At 62.7% G+C, this 18,369-nt stretch carries 17 protein-coding genes and 1 tRNA gene; 7 read left to right on the top strand and 11 right to left on the bottom strand.

Annotation, left to right across the window (positions count from 1 at the left end; genetic code table 11):
* Nucleotide 1: 1 nt before the first annotated feature.
* From AC2FM3_RS00525 to AC2FM3_RS00545, 5 genes are read right to left on the bottom strand one after another with little or no spacing between them, the layout of a single operon-like run.
* Nucleotides 2-1,174 (bottom strand): molybdopterin molybdotransferase MoeA, encoded by a 1,173-nt coding sequence (locus tag AC2FM3_RS00525; protein ID WP_496678185.1) that lies wholly within the window; start codon nucleotides 1,172-1,174, stop codon nucleotides 2-4.
* Nucleotides 1,171-1,644, bottom strand: a complete 474-nt coding sequence (gene moaC, locus AC2FM3_RS00530; protein WP_496678187.1) for a cyclic pyranopterin monophosphate synthase MoaC — start codon at nucleotides 1,642-1,644, stop codon at nucleotides 1,171-1,173. Before moaC ends, AC2FM3_RS00525 begins: the two co-directional genes overlap by 4 nt.
* Complete coding sequence (gene trpC, locus AC2FM3_RS00535) at nucleotides 1,644-2,456, bottom strand: indole-3-glycerol phosphate synthase TrpC (protein ID WP_496678189.1); 813 nt, start codon at nucleotides 2,454-2,456, stop codon at nucleotides 1,644-1,646. Before trpC ends, moaC begins: the two co-directional genes overlap by 1 nt.
* The gene (gene trpD / locus AC2FM3_RS00540; protein WP_496678191.1) at nucleotides 2,453-3,472 is read right to left on the bottom strand and encodes an anthranilate phosphoribosyltransferase; all 1,020 of its coding nucleotides are present in this window, start codon (nucleotides 3,470-3,472) and stop codon (nucleotides 2,453-2,455) included. Before trpD ends, trpC begins: the two co-directional genes overlap by 4 nt.
* Nucleotides 3,469-4,050: an anthranilate synthase component II gene (locus tag AC2FM3_RS00545; protein ID WP_496678193.1), complete on the bottom strand. Its 582-nt coding sequence runs from the start codon at nucleotides 4,048-4,050 to the stop codon at nucleotides 3,469-3,471. The genes trpD and AC2FM3_RS00545 overlap by 4 nt, the downstream gene beginning before the upstream one ends.
* Before the next feature lie 194 nt (nucleotides 4,051-4,244).
* Between AC2FM3_RS00545 and AC2FM3_RS00550 the strand changes: the two genes are divergently transcribed.
* Nucleotides 4,245-5,720 (top strand): divergent polysaccharide deacetylase family protein, encoded by a 1,476-nt coding sequence (locus AC2FM3_RS00550; protein ID WP_496678196.1) that lies wholly within the window; start codon nucleotides 4,245-4,247, stop codon nucleotides 5,718-5,720.
* 54 nt (nucleotides 5,721-5,774) lie between these two features.
* Here AC2FM3_RS00550 and trpE read toward each other — a convergent pair whose 3' ends face one another.
* From trpE to fabI, 5 genes are all read right to left on the bottom strand, one after another.
* Nucleotides 5,775-7,286: an anthranilate synthase component I gene (gene trpE / locus AC2FM3_RS00555; protein WP_496678197.1), complete on the bottom strand. Its 1,512-nt coding sequence runs from the start codon at nucleotides 7,284-7,286 to the stop codon at nucleotides 5,775-5,777.
* Nucleotides 7,287-7,298: 12 nt separating this feature from the next.
* Entirely contained in the window at nucleotides 7,299-9,140 is a 1,842-nt protein-coding gene (locus AC2FM3_RS00560) for a peptidyl-prolyl cis-trans isomerase (protein WP_496678198.1), read from the bottom strand.
* Between the two features lie 81 nt (nucleotides 9,141-9,221).
* Entirely contained in the window at nucleotides 9,222-10,397 is a 1,176-nt protein-coding gene (locus tag AC2FM3_RS00565; protein WP_496678200.1) for an aminotransferase, read from the bottom strand.
* Between the two features lie 40 nt (nucleotides 10,398-10,437).
* A complete protein-coding gene (gene gpt, locus AC2FM3_RS00570) occupies nucleotides 10,438-10,947 on the bottom strand; it encodes a xanthine phosphoribosyltransferase (RefSeq protein WP_496678201.1) in 510 nt (169 codons plus the stop codon).
* Nucleotides 10,948-10,951: 4 nt separating this feature from the next.
* Nucleotides 10,952-11,758 carry an enoyl-ACP reductase FabI gene (gene fabI, locus AC2FM3_RS00575; protein WP_496678202.1) on the bottom strand — a complete coding sequence of 269 codons (807 nt, stop codon included), beginning with the start codon at nucleotides 11,756-11,758 and terminating at the stop codon, nucleotides 10,952-10,954.
* Nucleotides 11,759-11,893: 135 nt separating this feature from the next.
* Between fabI and pdxH the strand changes: the two genes are divergently transcribed.
* From pdxH to AC2FM3_RS00595, 4 genes are all read left to right on the top strand, one after another.
* The gene (gene pdxH, locus AC2FM3_RS00580; protein ID WP_496678204.1) at nucleotides 11,894-12,499 is read left to right on the top strand and encodes a pyridoxamine 5'-phosphate oxidase; all 606 of its coding nucleotides are present in this window, start codon (nucleotides 11,894-11,896) and stop codon (nucleotides 12,497-12,499) included.
* A 142-nt stretch (nucleotides 12,500-12,641) separates the two neighbouring features.
* The gene (locus AC2FM3_RS00585) at nucleotides 12,642-13,148 is read left to right on the top strand and encodes a cold-shock protein (RefSeq protein ID WP_496678206.1); all 507 of its coding nucleotides are present in this window, start codon (nucleotides 12,642-12,644) and stop codon (nucleotides 13,146-13,148) included.
* 7 nt (nucleotides 13,149-13,155) lie between these two features.
* Entirely contained in the window at nucleotides 13,156-13,620 is a 465-nt protein-coding gene (locus AC2FM3_RS00590) for a DUF192 domain-containing protein (protein WP_496678208.1), read from the top strand.
* 43 nt (nucleotides 13,621-13,663) lie between these two features.
* Nucleotides 13,664-13,740: transfer RNA gene (locus AC2FM3_RS00595), tRNA-Pro, on the top strand.
* Between the two features lie 8 nt (nucleotides 13,741-13,748).
* On the opposite strand, the gene AC2FM3_RS00600 is transcribed toward AC2FM3_RS00595, so the two are convergent.
* The gene (locus tag AC2FM3_RS00600) at nucleotides 13,749-14,189 is read right to left on the bottom strand and encodes a hypothetical protein (protein ID WP_496678211.1); all 441 of its coding nucleotides are present in this window, start codon (nucleotides 14,187-14,189) and stop codon (nucleotides 13,749-13,751) included.
* 74 nt (nucleotides 14,190-14,263) lie between these two features.
* Between AC2FM3_RS00600 and AC2FM3_RS00605 the strand changes: the two genes are divergently transcribed.
* Both AC2FM3_RS00605 and AC2FM3_RS00610 read left to right on the top strand, forming a co-directional pair.
* The gene (locus AC2FM3_RS00605; RefSeq protein WP_496678214.1) at nucleotides 14,264-14,452 is read left to right on the top strand and encodes a hypothetical protein; all 189 of its coding nucleotides are present in this window, start codon (nucleotides 14,264-14,266) and stop codon (nucleotides 14,450-14,452) included.
* Nucleotides 14,453-14,717: 265 nt separating this feature from the next.
* Nucleotides 14,718-18,347 (top strand): vitamin B12-dependent ribonucleotide reductase, encoded by a 3,630-nt coding sequence (locus AC2FM3_RS00610; RefSeq protein ID WP_496678216.1) that lies wholly within the window; start codon nucleotides 14,718-14,720, stop codon nucleotides 18,345-18,347.
* Nucleotides 18,348-18,369: the final 22 nt, after the last annotated feature.

The raw sequence follows: 18,369 nt of genomic DNA on the forward strand, positions 1-18,369 counted from the left end.
GTCAGATGGGCAGATATTGCACGAATTCTCCGCTGGCGCGTTCCGGGTCGTGGGGCGGGCGCACGATCAAGGCGTTGGATCGCGCCAGAACGCTGAGCAGAGAACTGTCCTGATCGTCGAAGGCGCTCAGCCCCTCATCGCCCAGCCAGGCACGCATGTAGTGCTCGCGCGGGCCGTTGGCGCGCAGGGGCTTAGCCAGTCGCGCCTGCTTCATCTCAGGTTCGGCCGGGGTCAGGCCCAGCATCCGGCGCACCATCGGCACTAGGAAGACATATCCGCAGACCATGGCGCTGACCGGGTTTCCCGGCAACCCCACCATCGCGGCGTCTCCCAGCCGCCCGGCCATCAGCGGTTTCCCGGGGCGCATGCGGACCTTGTAGAACGATTGCCGCAGGCCCAACTTGTCCGAGGCTTCGCCGACCAGATCATAGTCGCCGACCGAGGCGCCGCCGATCGTCACGATGACGTCCGCACCTTGCGCCAGATTCAGCGCGGTCTCGAGTGACTTGATCGTGTCGCGCGCGATCGGCAGCATCCGCACATGCGCGCCCGCGTCTTCCAGCAAAGCCTTGAGGCCAAAGGAGTTCGACGCGATGATCTGGTCCGGTCCCGGGGTTTCGCCGGGCATCACCAGTTCGTTCCCCGTGGCGATCAGTGCGATCTGGGGCTTGCGGGCCACCGGGACCGCAGGAGCGTTCATCGCGGCCAGCAGGGCCAGATCCTTGGCGTTCAGCCTCCGGGGTGCGCTGAGCGCGGACCCAACCCGGAAATCCACGCCCGCCGGGCGGATATTGCTTTTGGGTCCCGGATCATTCGTGATTGTCAGAAGGTCGCCACGTCGCTTCGTATCTTCCTGAATGACGATGAAATCGGCGCCATCCGGTACCGGGGCGCCAGTGAAGATCCGAACCGCCTGTCCGGGGCCGACGGTTCCGTCAAAACGCTGGCCTGCGGTCGCTTCGCCGATGATTTTGAACATCGCGTGCAGTTCGACCTCGGTCGCCTTGACCGCGTAGCCATCCATCGAGGACGCCGCAAAGGGAGGTTGGTCACGATTCGCAGTGACATCGGCGGCCAGGACGCGCCCCGCCGCCTCGGCCAGCGGAACCTGTTCGGTCTCCATGTCCGGCGCCAGGTCCAGAACCAGAGCGCGCGCCTCGTCCACCGTGATCATGACGCTTCGTAACGTCCCGATTTTCCGCCATCTTTCAAGGTTACGCGGATTCCGCCGATCTCCATTGCCTTGTCCACGGCCTTGGCCATGTCATAGACGGTCAACGCCGCGGTCGATACCGCGGTCAGCGCCTCCATTTCGACACCGGTCTGGCCGGTCGTCTTGACGGTGGCCTCGATCCGAACACCGGGCAGCTTTGGGTCCAAGGACAGGTCAACCGAGACCTTGGTGATCGGCAGCGGATGGCACAACGGGATCAGGTCTGCGGTTTTCTTGGCGCCCATGATCCCGGCCAGCCGGGCCACCCCCAGCACATCGCCCTTTTTGGCGCGACCTTCCGAAATGATATCAAAGGTTTCACGGGCCATCTTGACGTACCCGCCTGCCACCGCGATGCGATTGGTCACGCGCTTGCCCGAGACATCGACCATATGCGCCTGGCCGTCGCTGTCGAAATGGGTCAGCGGCATCACATCACCCCCGGCACCAGCGGGCTCGCCAACAGGCCGCGGGTTGCGGCGGCCACGTCCTGCTGGCGCATCAGGCTTTCGCCGATCAGGAAACACCGCGCCCCATAGCGGGCGATATCGGCCAGGTCCTCGGGGGTGTTCAGACCGCTTTCGCACACGATCGTACGGTCGGCCGGAACCAGTTTGGACAGCCGGCGCGTCGTATCAAGCGAGGTCTCGAAGGTCTTGAGATTGCGATTGTTTATGCCGATCAGCGGGCTTTTCAACGTGGTCGCGCGTTCCAGTTCGGCCTCGTCATGCACCTCGATCAAAACATCCATGCCCCAGTCAAAGGCCGTCTGTTCCAGTTCGGCCGCCTGCGCGTCTTCGACCGAGGCCATGATGATCAGGATGCAGTCCGCCCCCAATGCCCGGGCCTCGACCACCTGATAGGGGTCGTACATGAAATCCTTGCGCAGAGCTGGCAGGCTGCAGGCGGCGCGCGCGGCGGTCAGGTATTCCTTCGCGCCCTGAAAGCTGGGTGTGTCGGTCAGCACCGACAGGCAGGCCGCGCCGCCTTCTTCATAGGCTTGCGCCAATGCGGGCGGGTCGAAGTCCGCGCGGATCAGGCCCTTGGAGGGGCTTGCCTTCTTGATTTCTGCGATGAGCCCGTATCCTTGGCGGCTGGCCCGTTGCAGCGCCTCGGCGAAACCGCGGATTTCAGGCGCCTCGCGGGCGTCTTGTTCGACGGCCTCCAGCGGCTTGCGCGCCTTGTCGGCGGCGATTTCCTCTAGCTTGTAGGCCTTGATCCTGTCGAGAACGGTTTCGGTCATGCAGCTTCCTGTGTCAGTCGTGCCAGAGCGGCGATTTTTTCCTTGGCCTTGCCGCTGTCGATGCTTTCGGCGGCCATGGCGACGCCGTCCCGCAGGTCATCCGCAGCGTCCGCCACGACCAGCGCGGCGGCCGCGTTCAGCAACACGGCGTCGCGATAGGCCGACGGTGCGCCCTCGAGCAGGGCGCGGAAGGCCGCGGCATTGTCTTCAGGCGTGCCGCCAACGATCTCTTCGAACGGATGCACGGGCAGCCCGGCATCTTCAGGGTGCAGTTCGACCTCTTTGACGCGCCCGTCTTCCAGCGCGGCGACCCAGCTGATGCCGGTGATCGTCAGTTCGTCGGTGCCGTCCGAGCCATGCACCAGCCAGGCGCGATCCGATCCCAGCAGGCCAAGCGTTTCGGCCATCGGGCGGATCAGGTCGCGACTGAAGGCGCCGGTCAGTTGGCGTTTCACCCCGGCCGGGTTGGTCAGCGGCCCGAGGATGTTGAAGATGGTGCGGGTGCCCAGTTCCTGGCGTGTGGGCATGACATGGGCGATGGCTGGGTGATGCATGGGTGCCATCATGAACCCAATTCCGACCTGTTGCAAAGCCTTTTCAACCACTTGCGGGCCAACCATCACGTTGATGCCCATTTGCCCCAGTGCATCCGCCGCACCCGATTTTGAACTCAGATTGCGGTTGCCGTGCTTGGCCACGGTCACACCGGCCCCTGCCACGACGAAGGCGGTGGCGGTGGAAATGTTCAGTGTGCCCTTGCCGTCGCCGCCAGTGCCGACGATATCCATGGCGCCTTCCGGGGCCTTGACCGCATTGCATTTTGTGCGCATCACCGCCGCCGCCGCGGCGTATTCCTCGACCGTTTCGCCGCGGGTACGCATGGCCATCAGCAGACCGCCGATCTGGCTGGGTGTCGCTTCGCCCTCGAACAGGATCTCAAAGGCTTGTTCGGCCTCGTCGCGGGTCAGGGCGCGATCGGCTGCGGCCCCGATCAGCGGTTTCAGTGCGTCGCTCATGCGGGGACTTTCATCTCGTTCAGGAAATTCTTGAGCAGGGCATGACCATGCTCGGATGCGATCGATTCCGGGTGGAATTGCACACCGTGGATGGGCAGCGTCCTGTGCTGCAGGCCCATGATCGTTCCATCCTCAAGCTCGGCCGTGATTTCAAGGCAATCGGGCAGACTGTCCCGGTCAACCACCAGCGAGTGATAGCGCGTCGCCTCGAAAGGCGAAGGCAGGCCCGCGAACACCCCTTTGCCGGTGTGGTGCATCGTGCCCATCTTGCCGTGCACGATCTCGTGGCAGCACACGACCTTGCCGCCAAAGGCCTGCCCGATGGTCTGGTGGCCCAAGCAGACGCCCATCAGCGGCGTTCCGGTCTCGGCCGCGGCCTGGGTCAGCGCAAGGCAGATGCCGGCTTGGTCCGGGTCGCAGGGGCCGGGGCTGAGCAGGATGCCGGCGGGGTTCATCGCCATGGCCTCCTGCACGTTCAGCGCGTCGTTGCGGCGCACCACCATTTCGGCGCCAAGCTCGCCCAGATAGTGAACGAGGTTGTAGGTAAACGAGTCATAGTTGTCGATCAGCAGCAGCATTTTGCACGTGTCTTGTGTTTGGGCAATTCGGACTGGCGATCCAGCCGCGTGCCAAGGTATAGTGTTGGCACATACATGCTCAGGCTTGCAGGGCAGCGTCAAGGGGACAAGCTGCCGATGACGGGTCGCGGGCAAGCGCCGCACAGATGGCGCCGGTTTCACCGAGGCAGATTGCAGGGCGAGAGGCAAGAGAGATGGGCGGATTTTTCGGCGGGGTCGTGACCGGCGCGGTTGTCGTCGTGGTTTTGGGGGCCGTGTTTTCTCTGAACACACCCTTGGGCAGCAAGCCCGAACTACTGACCACCGCCCCCGAGGCCAAGGGCGTCGCACCGCAGGCCGTGGCAACGGATCTGTCCGAGCCCGGACCTGATGCCGATCTGGTCGAATTGGCGCCGCGGGGGTTGAATGCTCTGGACGACGCGACAGGTCAGGCGGAGGCCCCAATCGGCATCGCGGCCGAGCCCGATGCCCGCCCCGATGTCAAACGGCAGATCGGACAGGTCGAAAAGCCGACCACCGGTGCTGCGGCGACGGTAGAGATTGCGCGCGTTGCACCGGCCGCACCTCCTGCACCGTTGACCGCTCCGGTGACGCAGGATCAAGGCGCCGAGCCGGTTTCGGTAGATCCGACACCGCCAGCCGCGCCTCAGCCGCCCGAAGCCACCGCGCTTGCCGAGCCGCAGCCGTCGCCGCGTGCGGACTCTGACCAGGCCGCGGCATCCCCGGAGGCCGAGGCTGATGCCGCCGAGCCGGACGCAGACCTGCCGGAACAGCAGGCCGCGGTCACTGAACCCGAGGCTGCCGCTCCGAACCCGATCGCCGTCGAGGGCGAAGAGAACACCCAGCCGCGCAAGCGCGCGCGGATCGCCACCTTGCCTCAGATCGGCGGACAACAGATTGCCTCGGCTTCTCCGACCATCGGGCGGCGGGTGATCCCCCTGACCGAACGCGACGACCCGGCGGAAGACGTGGTTCAAGTCGCTGAAAAGGCACCCGCCGATCCCATCGACGCCTATGCCGCGCCGTTCGAAAACCCGGAAGGCAAGCCGTTGATGTCGATCATCCTGATCGACGACGCAGGAGCATTCGGCGCAGAGGCCTTGCAGGATTTTCCCTACCCGCTGACATTCGCGGTCAGCCCGTCCGACCCCGAGGCCGCTGACAAGATGAAGCGGTATCGTGAAGCGGGGTTCGAGGTTCTGGCCATCGCCGACCTGCCCACCGCGGCCAGCGCGCAGGATGCCGAGGTTTCGCTGTCGGTCTGGCTGGACGCGTTGCCCGAAACGGTCGGGATCCTCGAAGGCGTTCAGACCGGCATCCAGGGCAACCGCAAACTGGCCGATCAAGTGGCCGCGATTGCGGACGGGACCGGGCGCGGGCTGGTGTTGCAGGACAACGGGTTGAACACGGCGTTCAAACTGGCCGCGCGCAACGGGGTTCCTTCTAGCGTGGTGTTTCGCGACATCGATGGGGCGCGGCAGGACTCCGACGTGATGCGCAGGTTCTTGGACCAGGCCGCGTTCCGCGCCGGTCAGGAAGGAGCGGTGGTGATGCTGGGACGTCTGCGGCCCGAGACGATCTCGGCCCTGCTGTTGTGGGGGCTCGAAGATCGCAGCAGCAGGGTCGCGCTGGCACCGATCTCGGCGGTCATGAAAAGCCAGATCCAGTAGGCTGGCGCTTTCGGAATGAAAAAATGGGTGGTCGTGGGGCCACCCGCTTTCCGTTCAGCCGTTACCCGAGCCGGTGAACCGAGCCGCATCCGCTGCAGCCCGCCTGATCGCGTTGGATTTGTGAACCGTCTCCATGTACTCGGCCTCGGGGTCACTGTCATAGACGACGCCGCCGCCGGCCTGGATGTACAGTTTCTTGTCCTTCACGATGGCCGTGCGCAGCGCGATGCACATGTCCATGTCACCGCCGGCGCTGAAATAGCCGACCCCGCCGCCATAGATGCCGCGCTTTTCGGGCTCCAACTCGTCGATGATCTCCATTGCACGCACCTTGGGCGCGCCTGAAACCGTACCCGCGGGCATCCCGGCAAAGAAGGCGTCAAGCGCGTCCTTGTCCTCGGCCAGTTCACCGACCACGTTCGACACGATGTGCATCACGTGGCTGTAGCGCTCGATGATGAATTCCTCGGTCGGGCGCACGGTTCCAATTTTGGACACACGCCCCGCATCGTTGCGGCCCAGATCCAGTAGCATAAGATGCTCGGCCAGTTCCTTCTGGTCGGCCAGCAGCTCCGCCTCGTTGGCCTTGTCCTCCTCGGGGGTGGCGCCGCGTGGCCGGGTGCCGGCGATCGGGCGGATCGTCACCTGGTTGCCGAAGACCCGTACCAGGATTTCCGGGCTGGCGCCCACCACCTGAAACCCGCCGAAATTGAAATAGAACATGAATGGCGACGGATTCGTGCGCCGCAGCGACCGGTACAGGGCAAAAGGCGGCAGCGGAAAATCCTGCGTCCAGCGCTGAGCGGGCACCACCTGAAAGATGTCGCCGGCACGGATGTATTCCTTGGCCTTTTCGACCGCCTCCATATAGCCCGACTTGGTGAAATTCGACACCGGCGGCGCGACCTCGTGCGCCTCGCCCAGATCGCGGGTCTCGGCGGGCATGGCGCGTTCCAGATCGCGCACCGCGTCCATCACCCGCTCCGCCGCCTGAGCATAGGCCGCCTTGGCCGATTGCCCCTCGGTGACCCAGGCGGGCGAGACGATGGTGACCTCGCCCTTGACACCGTCCAGAACCGCCACGACCGAGGGCCGCAGCAGGATAGCGTCAGGCAGGCCCAGCGGGTCGGGGTTGACGTCGGGCAGGTATTCCACCAGCCGCACCATGTCATAGCCCAGATAGCCGAACAGCCCCGCCGCCGCCTGCGGCAAGTCGTCGGGCAGCGCGATGCGACTCTCGGCCAGCAGCGCGCGCAGATTGTCCATAGGGTTGCCGCCCTGAGCGGCAAAATCATCCTCGTCGAACCTGGCCGAGCGGTTCAGTTCGGATGTCTCGCCCCGGCAGCGCCAGATCAGGTCGGGCTTCATACCGATGATCGAATAACGCCCGCGCACCTCGCCACCGGTCACGGATTCCAGCACAAAGGCGTTTTTCTGCGCGCCGGTCAGCTTGAGCATCAGCGACACCGGCGTATCCAGATCTGCAGCCAGGCGGGTATAGACCACTTGGTTTTCACCCACGTCATAGGCGCGGGCGAAGCTGTCGAAATCGGGTGTCAGAGCCATTTGTCGATCCGGTCAGAAATTGGCCTGAACGGCGTTCAGCGCGCGTTGGTCCAACGTAGGCCGGGCGCGGGTCTGCGCGTCGCGCACATAGGCGTCAAAGATGTTCTGCGCCAGCGCCTGGTTCAGCTGCGCCGCAACCGCGTCTTTCATCTGGCGTTGCTCGTCGGTTTCCGCCGGGGGAAGAACCTCGTCGAGACGCACGATGAAAACCGCGCCCTGACCGGGAATGACCCGCAATTCGCCGGGCTCCATCTCGAACACCTGGTTCATGAAATCGGCGGGAACGTCATCCAGGAAAGCGGTGCGGGTCAGGGCGTTTTCCACCCGGAACGGCAGGCCCGTGGCGGTGAAATCCCCGTCAACGGCCAGACCAGTCACGACCGTATTGGCCTTTTCCAGCAGAGCCTTGCCGATTTCTTCCTGTTTCCATGCCTCGATCACACGCTCGCGCGCAAGTGCCAGCGGCTCGGGGCGCGGCGGCAATTCCTCGTCCAGACGCAGGGCAAAGACCGAGCCATCCTCGAGAAAGCCGATCTCGGGGAAGTCGCCCTCGCCGACGGCTTGGGCCGCGCTGCGGAACGCGTCATAGGCGGCAAGGGCCTCGTCGCTCTGGGTCGTCCAGTCGATCTGGCCCAGTTCCATCTCGGTCTCGGCGACCAGTTCCTCGAGCGTCGCGCCGCCGGCCAGCATGTCGTTGAACTCTTCGGCCTGCGACTCGATCACGCGGCGGGCGCGTTCGGCGGCCAGTTCCTCGCGCAGTTCGGGTTCGGCCTCGTCAAAGCTGACATTGTGTTCGGCCAGCGTGCCGTTCACGCGGAACAGCGCCGGGCCGAAGGCCGACGGCAGCGGGCCGATCACATCGCCGACCTCGGCGGCAAAGACGGCATCCGCCGCTTCGCCCAGATCGTCGCGGGTGACATCGCCCAGATCGACATCGCTGAGCTCCAGTTCGCGCGCGCGCACCAACTGTTCGAAATCCACCCCGTCAACTTCAAGCTGCGCCTTGGCTTCGGTCGCCTCGGCTTCTGACGGGTAGACCAGCCGTTCGACCAGACGCCGCTCAGGCTGCTGATACTGGTCCTTGCGCTGCTCGTAGAGGCGGCGCAGGGCGTCCTCGTCCACCTCGACCGTGTCCTGCAGCATCGCGGGCGACAGAACGGCATAGGTGATCTTTTTCGTGCGGGGCAGGGTAAAGCGGTCTGTGTTGGCGTCATAGAAGGCCTGGATGTCCGCGTCGGTCGGCTCGGGCGCCGGTGCGTCCAGCGCGTCTTCCGACAGGGTGGCCACGGTAAAGCTGCGGCGCGCCAGCACATAATCGGCCAGCGTGTCGGTCAGAACTGCGGGCATTTCGATGCCGTTCATGATGGCGCCTTGCACCAGGGTGCGGGCGGTTTCCTTGCGCAGGTCTTCCTCAAATTCCGCTTCGGTCATGCCGATCTGTTCCAACTGGAACCTATAGGCCTCGCGGTCGAACGATCCGTCGGCGCCTTGGAAGGCCTGAATGCGCAGGATCTCCTTTTGCAGGTTTTCATCGCCGACCGAGATGCCCAGCTGCGCCACCTCGTTGTCCAGCGCGGCCAGCGCGACCAGCCGCGACAGGGCGCGCTGGTCCAGTCCCAGGTCGCGGGCCTGAGACATCTGCAACGGCTGGCCCGTCTGCGCCTCGACCGCGCGGATTTCGCGCTGAAGCTCGCGGGCATAGGCGTCGACGGTGATGACCTCGTCCCCGACCTGCGCGACCGTGCGCACGGTGCCACTGAGGTTGACGGCGCCGAACCCGGCAAGCCCCAACATCAACAGACCCATCAGGATCCAAACAAAGGTTTTGGAAAGGTTCTTCATGCCTGCGGCCATAGTGCCCTCTTGGATCTTGCGGCAGGGTTCTGCCGTCTGTGTTGCGGCCCTGAATACGACGCGGGGTGCCGGGGGGCAAGCTCAGAAGGACAGAGCCTGCAAGCGGTCGAACAATTGCCCGATTCCAGCACGGTCCAGATTGGCAAAAGCAATGCGCACCTGGCGTTTCCCGGCGGGGTCGTGATCGGGCATGAACATCGTACCCGGCAGCAGCAGAATACCGGCCTCGGAGACCAATCTGCGCGCCAGTTCGTCCGACGGCATCTCGAACGGATGTTCGAGATAGGCGAAATAGGCGCCCAGACCCAACAGTCGCCAGCCTTTGTCGGTCAGGCGGGGCATGTTCTCGGTGATTGCAGCGCGGCGATCCAGAATCTCGGCGCGTTCCCCGGCCAGCCATTGAGACAGGTTCTGCATCCCCCACAGCGCCGCGAACTGACCCATCTGGCCGGGGCAGATGGCGACGGTATCGAGGAATTTTTCGACCTCGGCCAGCAGCGGCGCACCGGTGGCGATCGCGCCCACGCGGTGCCCGGTCAGGCGGTAGGCTTTCGAGAAGGAATAGAGATGCACCAGCGTCCGATCCCAGTCGGGCTGCTGGAACAAAGCGTGCGGCGGGCCGCTGCGGCTGTCGAAATCACGATAGGTTTCATCGACCAGCAGGCGCAAGCCATGCTGTTGCGCCAGGTCATAGAAAGCACTGACCAAATCTGCCGGGTATTCGACCCCACCCGGATTGTTGGGCGTCACCAGCGCGATGGCGCGCGTGCGGTCGGTGATCAGCGCGCGCGCCTGTTCGGGATCGGGCAGCAGGTCCGCCCCGGTCGGCAGATCAACCGCCCGAACACCGGCCATGTCCAGCCACATTTTGTGGTTGAAATACCATGGTGTTGGCAGGATGACCTCATCCCCTTGGTCGGTGATCGCCGAGATGACTGAGGCGAAGGCCTGATTGCAGCCCGAGGTGATGGCTGTCTGTTCCGGCTGAACCTCGGCGCCGTAGTGGTCACCAATCTCACGCGCGAGTTCTGCGCGCAGATCGAGGTTACCTAGAACCGGGCCGTAGAGATGCGCCGCGTCTTGATTGACCGCAAAATCGGCCATCGCCTGCCGCAGAGCCAGCGGCGGTGGATCGACCGGCGCCGCCTGGCTGACATTGATCAGTGGGCGATCTTCCGAGAACGTGACCCCCTCGAGCCAGCGCCGCGCCTCCATCACCGGAGGGGCGAAGGTGGCGGCGGTGCGGGTCAATGTCATCGGGTGTCCGGTCTTGCTGATTTGTGGTGGAAAAGTGGGATCAGTCGGTGCCGCGGTAGGGCTCGACATATTGCAGGGCCATATCCCAGGGGAAGAAGATCCAGGTGTCCTGGCTGACCTCGGTGATATACGTGTCAACCATCGGGCGGCCCTTGGGCTTGGCATAAACCGTGGCGAAATGGGCCTTGGGGTACATCTTGCGCACCAGTTCCAGCGTCTTGCCGCTGTCGACCAGGTCGTCGATGATCAGCACGCCTTCACCATCCCCCATCAAATCGGCATCGGGGGCCTTGAGCACCTCGGCCTCGCCGCGTTCCTGATGGTGATAGGATTTGACGCTGATCGTATCGACGGTGCGGATGTCCAGCTCGCGGCTGACGATCATCGCCGGTGCCATGCCGCCGCGCGTGATCGCGACGACGGCGCGCCAGGCACCGTCATTGGGGCCCTGACCGTCCAGCCGCCAGGCCAGCGCGCGCGAGTCGCGGTGGATCTGGTCCCAGCTGATGTGAAAGCCTTTCTCGTGGGGCAGGCGGTCCTTTGCGCTCATGGTCTTATCCCTTTTCCACGTCCGGCGCGTCGACGGCTTTCATGCCGACGATGTGATAACCTGAATCCACGTGCAGGTTTTCACCGGTCACGCCGCTGCTGAGATCCGACAGCAGATACAGCGCCGATTTGCCCACGTCGTCGATGGTCACGTTGCGACGCAGGGGCGAATTGTACTCGTTCCACTTCATGATGTAGCGGAAGTCGCCGATGCCGCTGGCGGCCAGGGTCTTGATCGGCCCGGCCGAGATCGCGTTGATGCGGATGTTGTCCTTGCCCAGGTCCTCGGCCAGGTATTTCACCGACGCCTCGAGCGCGGCCTTGGCCACACCCATGACATTGTAATGCGGCATGACCTGCTCAGCACCATAATAAGTCAGAGTGATGGCGCTGCCGCCGTCCGTCATCAGCTTTTCGGCGCGTTGCATCACCGCCGTAAAGGAGTAGACCGACACGTCCATCGTCAGCTTGAAATTTGCGCGCGACGTGTCGACGTAGCGGCCGCGAAGTTCGTTCTTGTCCGAGAAACCAATGGCGTGGACGACGAAATCCAGCTTGCCCCATTTGTCTTTCAGCGCCGCGAACAGCTCGTCAATCGATTCTTCGTTGCTGACGTCACAGGGCAGGACAATCTCGCTACCCAATTGGGCCGCCAACGGGTAGACCCGTTTTTTCAGTGCATCCCCCTGGTAAGAGAAAGCCAGTTCGGCTCCGGCTTCGGACAAGGCGCGGGCGATTCCCCATGCGATTGATTTGTCATTGGCCAGTCCCATGATGAGGCCGCGCTTGCCGGCCATCAACTGATTTGACATGTTCGGTTCTCCGCCTGTCGTCGCGTTGCGTTGCGTTGGTTTAGGCCATTGATTGCGCTGCATCAAGGCTATCTGTCCTTGCCCGCGGCGGGTTCTCGCCCTAGGCTCATGTTCAATTTGTTCCAGGGGATGGACATGAGTGAGCGAAACGGCATCTTTGCCGGTGAAGATCCGTTCGTGATCGCGGCCCGTTGGTTGGCCGAGGCCGAAAAGACGGAACCGAACGATCCGAACGCGATTGCCCTGGCGACCGTGGACCCAGATGGTATGCCGAACGCGCGGATGGTGTTGCTGAAAGATATCGAGGCCGACTCCTTCGTTTTCTATACCAACTATCACAGCGCCAAGGCCCAAGAGCTGGACTCGGCAGGCAAAGCCGCCTTTGTGATGCACTGGAAATCACTGCGGCGTCAGATCCGGGTTCGTGGTACAATCACCAAGGAAGATGGGGCGAAGGCCGACGAATATTATGCGTCACGGTCACTGAAAAGCCGTTTGGGCGCTTGGGCCTCGCGGCAGTCGGAACCGCTGAGCAGCCGCGCGGCCTTGATGGCCGAAGTTGCCAAGGTCACAGCAAGGCTGGGGTCCAATCCGCCGCGCCCCGAGTTCTGGGGCGGGTATCGGCTGACCCCGGTGGAAATCGAATTCTGGGCTGATGGAGCGTTCCGGCTGCATGACAGGTTTCAGTGGCGGCGTGAGAGTCCCGGTCAGAATTGGACAATCCAGAGGTTGAATCCGTGATATTCGTGCGACGTGAAATACAACACTCGGAAAAGACAGCGGTTTTTAACCTTGAACTAGTTAACGATTTGCGGGATCTACGAGCCTCGGACAAGCAGCAATAATTCGTGATGGAAGCACCGTGTCAGACGACCAGAACACAATGTACCGCGTTCGCGGTCACGTAAAATGGTTCGACCCCGCCAAGGGGTACGGCTTCGTCGTGTCCGACGAGGGTGGTCCCGATATCTTGCTGCATGTGAACGTGTTGCGGAATTTCGGTCAGAGTTCGATCGCGGACGGGGCCGGGATCGAGATCATGACCCACCGTACCGACCGTGGCGTTCAGGCGGTCGAGGTGCTTGGCATCGACCCGCCCGAGCGGGGCGACTCGACGATGCTGGCCGATTTTGCCGAGATGGATCCCGCGCAGATCGCCCAGATGCCGATGGAAGCCGCGCGCGTGAAATGGTTCGACAAGGCCAAGGGGTTCGGCTTTGCCAATGTGTTTGGCCGGGACGAGGACGTCTTCCTGCACATCGAGGTATTGCGCCGGTCGGGGTTTGCGGATCTGCAACCCGGCGAGGCGCTGGCCATGCGGGTCATTGACGGCAAGCGCGGCCGGATGGCAGTGCAGGTCCTGGCCTGGGAATCCGCACTGAAGAATTGATGAGGGAATGATACGAGCTCTGGTTCTGGCAGCTTTGACCTTTTTCTGGGCGCAGGCTGCCATGGCCAGCTGTCGCCCCGATCATGTCTTTCTGCGCAATGCGGTGGCGCAGGTGCGGTTCGATGTCGAACTGGCCGTCACGCCGCAGGACCGCGCGCGTGGGTTGATGTTCCGAGAGTCGCTGCCGCGTCAGTCCGGGATGCTGTTCGTTTTCGACCCCCCGCAGCCTGTGGCGTTCTGGATGAAGAACACCCTGATCCCGCTCGACATGATCTTTGTCGACCGCAAGGGCGTCGTAAACCGTGTGCATCGCGGTGCCATACCGGGTGATCTGACCCCGATCGACGGGGGTGATGCGGTCTTTGCGGTTCTTGAAATCAATGCAGGGCTGGCGGCTCGATACGGGATTGGCCCTGGCACACAACTGCGTCACGAAATTTTTGCGGACGGCCCTGCGATCTGGCCCTGTTAGGGGTTTTCAAATCAATAAGTCGCGGTTAGGAAGACGCACGGTCCGGGGCGTGGCGCAGTCTGGTAGCGCACCTGTTTTGGGTACAGGGGGTCGTGAGTTCGAATCTCGCCGCCCCGACCACTTTTCACTCACAGCGGCATTCCACCGAAATACCGGTACAGAGTCGTGAGTTCCTGATCCAGGGTCGCGCTTTCTATGGGGACCTTGACCGGTGCGCCGTCTTTCTGAGGGACAAGGAAGAACAATTCGGCATCTACGCGATAGCCTGCCGGGTTGCGTTGGGTGGACATCCGCCGGATTCCCCTGGGCAAGTCCTTGGTCGACCCGTCATAATTCAGAATCAAAAAGGCGGTGGTGTCGGGTGGTAGGGCCGAAAGGCATTCGAACTGTGTCGACTTTGTTTTGCGGAATTGCTCGCCGGGGCCGTCACAGCTGATCTCGAATGTTTCGAGCAATTGCCCAGGATAGTCGCTGAACTGGGCGCTGCGCGAGGTCGGTTCCGGGGGCGACGACGCACACCCCCACAGAAAGGGCGGTGCGAGGGCGAAAGCGATGAGTGCTTTTTTCACAACGATTCCTGTCAACTCATGGGCGCGAGATTCGTGAACCCGATCGGGCCCGGATCCGTGATTCCCGATTCAGTATGGGGCAGAAGCGCTTGCTTGACCATTATGCTGCAACCGGTCTGAAAAAAGGCGGAAAAACCGAATGGGCATCGGGCCAGATAAAAATCGATCGCCCTGTGGATGAATCGGTTTCGGTGCGCGGGCGCCTTCTGGACGCGGTGGGGTCAACTGAAAAGTTCTGCGTTTCGAGCAAAAAATGCCGTTGACCAACTATGGGTAGATACGCCAGATTGTATGGGCCGGAGCAATAGCCACTAAATCTGGTATAAAAAGCCAGTCAGAGGGCAACGGGCGAGGGTCGGAAGCAAACTCAAACTGACGTGTACCGCTCAGTCGGGTTCACGCCGCTTTGGCGGCGCCGGGCCAGTACGTCCAGAGGTTTCTTGCAGGCACGGCGGGCGGCACCCCGCCGAATGTGAATTGGGTGCCGAGGACATGAATAGCACTGTTTGATGATCTGGGGCTGCGGACATGAAGATTGAAAGAAAGTTTACGAAACCTGGGCAGGACGCTTATGCCGATCTGGACTTCGTGTCCGTCACCTCGGAAATCCGCAACCCCGACGGCACCATCGTGTTCCGGCTGGAAGGCATCGAGGTGCCCTCGACCTGGAGTCAGGTCGCCAGCGACGTGATCGCACAGAAATATTTCCGCAAGGCCGGCGTTCCCAACAAGCTCAAGAAGGTCCGCGAAAAAGACGTGCCCGAATTCCTCTGGCGCTCGGTTCCGGCAGAGGACGCCGAGTTTGGTGGTGAAACTTCTTCCAAACAGGTGTTCGACCGTCTGGCCGGTGCCTGGGCCTATTGGGGCTGGAAGGGCGGCTATTTCTCGACCGAGGAGGACGCGCGCGCCTATTTCGACGAGATGCGCTATATGCTGGCGACCCAGCGCGCCGCACCAAACAGCCCGCAATGGTTCAACACCGGTCTGCACTGGGCCTACGGGATCGATGGCCCGGCGCAGGGTCACTACTATGTCGACTACAAAACCGGCAAGCTGACCAAGTCGAAATCGGCCTATGAACACCCGCAGCCGCATGCGTGCTTCATCCAGTCCGTCGACGACGACCTGGTGAACGAAGGCGGGATCATGGATCTTTGGGTGCGCGAGGCGCGCCTGTTCAAATACGGCTCGGGTACCGGGACCAACTTCAGCCATCTGCGTGCAGAAGGCGAAGCGCTGTCGGGTGGCGGCAAGTCCTCGGGCCTGATGGGCTTTCTCAAGATCGGCGACCGCGCCGCTGGCGCGATCAAATCAGGCGGGACAACCCGTCGAGCAGCAAAGATGGTGATCGTCGATGCAGATCACCCTGACATCGAGCAATTCATCGAATGGAAGGTGATCGAAGAGCAGAAGGTGGCCTCGATCGTTGCCGGATCGAAGATGCACGAGAAGATGTTGAACGGCATTTTCGAGGCCATCCGCACGTGGGACGGCGCACAGGACGACGCTTATGATCCCAAGAAGAACGACGCGCTGAAATCGGCGATCCGCGAGGCGAAAAAGGTCGCGATCCCTGAGACTTACATCAAGCGCGTGCTGGATTACGCCAAGCAGGGCCACGACAGCATCGAGTTTCCGACCTACGACACCGACTGGGATTCGGAAGCCTACAATTCGGTCTCGGGTCAGAACTCCAACAACTCGATCCGCGTGACCAACGCCTTCCTCAAGGCGGTTGAAAAGGATGCCGACTGGGAACTGATCAACCGCACCGACGGCAAGGTGGCCAAGGTGGTCAAGGCGCGCGACCTGTGGGAAAAGGTCGGCCATGCGGCCTGGGCCTGCGCCGATCCGGGCATTCAATTCCACGACACGGTCAACGAATGGCACACCTGCCCCGAAGACGGCGAGATCCGCGGCTCGAACCCGTGCTCGGAATACATGTTCCTTGATGACACGGCCTGCAACCTGGCGTCGATGAACCTGCTGACCTTCCTGAACGATGGCGAGTTTCAGGCGGCCGACTATATGCACGCGGCCCGTCTCTGGACGCTGACGCTCGAGATCTCGGTGACGATGGCGCAGTTCCCGTCGAAAGAGATCGCGCAGTTGTCTTATGACTTCCGTACGCTGGGTCTGGGCTATGCCAACATCGGCGGCCTGCTGATGAATATGGGCTATGGCTACGACTCGGACGAGGGTCGGGCGATCTGTGGCGCACTGACTGCGATCATGACAGGTGTGGCCTATGCCACCTCGGCCGAGATCGCCGGCGAGCTGGGGCCGTTCGCCGGCTACAAGCGCAACGCCGAGCATATGCTGCGGGTCATCCGCAACCACCGTCGCGCTGCGCAGGGTGTGACCGAGGGCTACGAGAAGCTATCGGTCAAGCCGGTGCCGCTGGATCACGCCAATTGTCCGGACAAGCGCCTGATCGATCTGGCCATGAGCGCCTGGGACGAGGCGCTGAGCCTGGGTGAGAAGAACGGCTACCGCAACGCGCAGGCCACCGTGATCGCACCGACCGGCACGATCGGTCTGGTGATGGACTGCGACACCACCGGGATCGAGCCTGACTTTGCATTGGTCAAGTTCAAGAAACTGGCCGGGGGCGGCTACTTCAAGATCATCAACCGCTCGGTCCCCGCGGCGCTCGAGAAGCTGGGCTATTCTTCGGCCCAGATCGAAGAGATTGTGTCCTACGCGGTGGGTCACGGCACCTTGGGCAACGCGCCGGGGATCAACCACACCTCGCTGACCGGTCACGGGTTCGGCCCGAACGAGCTGGCCAAGATCGACGCCGCGCTGGAAAGTGCGTTCGACATCCGGTTCGTCTTCAACCAGTGGACGCTGGGCGAAGATTTCTGCACCGGTGTTCTGGGCATCCCGGCCAGCAAGCTGAACGATCCGACCTTTGACATGCTGCGCCATCTGGGCTTCAGCAAGGCGGATATCGACGCGGCCAACGACCATGTCTGCGGCACCATGACCCTGGAAGGGGCCCCGCATCTGAAGCCTGAGCATTACGCGATCTTCGACTGCGCCAACCCGTGCGGCAAGAAGGGCAAGCGGTTCCTGGGTGTCGACAGCCACATCAAGATGATGGCGGCGGCGCAAAGCTTCATTTCGGGCGCGATTAGCAAGACGATCAACATGCCCAATGATGCCACCATCGAGGATTGCCAGAAGGCCTACGAGCTGTCCTGGAGCCTGGGCGTCAAGGCAAACGCGCTGTATCGCGACGGGTCCAAGCTCAGCCAGCCGCTGGCGGCGGCGCTGGTCGAGGATGACGATGAGGCGGCGGAAATCCTCGAAAGCGGATCGGCGCGGGAAAAGGCCGTGACTCTGGCCGAAAAGGTCATCGAGAAGGTCGTGGTCAAGGAGGTCATCCGCAGCCACCGCGAAAAGCTGCCGCATCGCCGCAAGGGCTATACCCAGAAGGCGATCGTGGGCGGGCACAAGGTCTACCTGCGTACCGGCGAGTTCGAGGACGGCAAGCTGGGCGAGATCTTCATCGACATGCACAAGGAAGGCGCCGGCTTCCGTGCGATGATGAACAACTTCGCCATCGCTGTCTCTGTCGGCCTGCAATATGGCGTGCCGCTGGAAGAGTTCGTCGACGCCTTCACCTTCACCAAGTTCGAACCGGCCGGGATGGTGCAGGGCAACGACTCGATCAAGAACGCCACGTCGATCCTCGACTACATCTTCCGCGAGCTTGCGGTGTCGTATCTGGATCGTACCGACCTGGCGCATGTGAAGCCGCAAGGCGCAACCTTCGACGATCTGGGCCGCGGCGAGGAAGAGGGCGTGTCGAACGTCTCGGAGGTCAGCGACAGCGCGGCGTCGAAATCGCTGGAGGTGCTGAAACAGATCAGCTCGACCGGCTATCTGCGCAAGCGTCTTCCGCAGGATCTGGTGGTGTTCAACGGAGGGCAGGCGGCCGCGACCGGCATGTCCGAGGCGTCCGTCACCTTCGAGACCAAAAGCGAGACCACCGTCGTTGCCGAGACAGCCACCGGGATGGATGCCCGAACCAAGGCCAAGATGCAGGGCTACGAGGGCGATCCCTGCGGGGAATGCGGGAACTACACGCTGGTGCGCAACGGGACCTGCATGAAATGCAACACCTGCGGCGCAACCAGCGGGTGTAGCTGAGCTAAACGCCCCGGCAACCCGG

The organism is Ruegeria sp. BHSB172 (genome assembly GCF_059613165.1).

Bases quoted from the DNA above. Each gene is read 5' to 3' on its own strand.
- AC2FM3_RS00525 (WP_496678185.1), bottom strand. From the start codon at position 1,174: ATGATCACGGTGGACGAGGCGCGCGCTCTGGTTCTGGACCTGGCGCCG.
- moaC (WP_496678187.1), bottom strand. From the start codon at position 1,644: ATGCCGCTGACCCATTTCGACAGCGACGGCCAGGCGCATATGGTCGAT.
- trpC (WP_496678189.1), bottom strand. From the start codon at position 2,456: ATGACCGAAACCGTTCTCGACAGGATCAAGGCCTACAAGCTAGAGGAA.
- trpD (WP_496678191.1), bottom strand. From the start codon at position 3,472: ATGAGCGACGCACTGAAACCGCTGATCGGGGCCGCAGCCGATCGCGCC.
- AC2FM3_RS00545 (WP_496678193.1), bottom strand. From the start codon at position 4,050: ATGCTGCTGCTGATCGACAACTATGACTCGTTTACCTACAACCTCGTT.
- AC2FM3_RS00550 (WP_496678196.1), top strand. From the start codon at position 4,245: ATGGGCGGATTTTTCGGCGGGGTCGTGACCGGCGCGGTTGTCGTCGTG.
- trpE (WP_496678197.1), bottom strand. From the start codon at position 7,286: ATGGCTCTGACACCCGATTTCGACAGCTTCGCCCGCGCCTATGACGTG.
- AC2FM3_RS00560 (WP_496678198.1), bottom strand. From the start codon at position 9,140: ATGGCCGCAGGCATGAAGAACCTTTCCAAAACCTTTGTTTGGATCCTG.
- AC2FM3_RS00565 (WP_496678200.1), bottom strand. From the start codon at position 10,397: ATGACATTGACCCGCACCGCCGCCACCTTCGCCCCTCCGGTGATGGAG.
- gpt (WP_496678201.1), bottom strand. From the start codon at position 10,947: ATGAGCGCAAAGGACCGCCTGCCCCACGAGAAAGGCTTTCACATCAGC.
- fabI (WP_496678202.1), bottom strand. From the start codon at position 11,758: ATGTCAAATCAGTTGATGGCCGGCAAGCGCGGCCTCATCATGGGACTG.
- pdxH (WP_496678204.1), top strand. From the start codon at position 11,894: ATGAGTGAGCGAAACGGCATCTTTGCCGGTGAAGATCCGTTCGTGATC.
- AC2FM3_RS00585 (WP_496678206.1), top strand. From the start codon at position 12,642: ATGTACCGCGTTCGCGGTCACGTAAAATGGTTCGACCCCGCCAAGGGG.
- AC2FM3_RS00590 (WP_496678208.1), top strand. From the start codon at position 13,156: ATGATACGAGCTCTGGTTCTGGCAGCTTTGACCTTTTTCTGGGCGCAG.
- AC2FM3_RS00605 (WP_496678214.1), top strand. From the start codon at position 14,264: ATGGGGCAGAAGCGCTTGCTTGACCATTATGCTGCAACCGGTCTGAAA.
- AC2FM3_RS00610 (WP_496678216.1), top strand. From the start codon at position 14,718: ATGAAGATTGAAAGAAAGTTTACGAAACCTGGGCAGGACGCTTATGCC.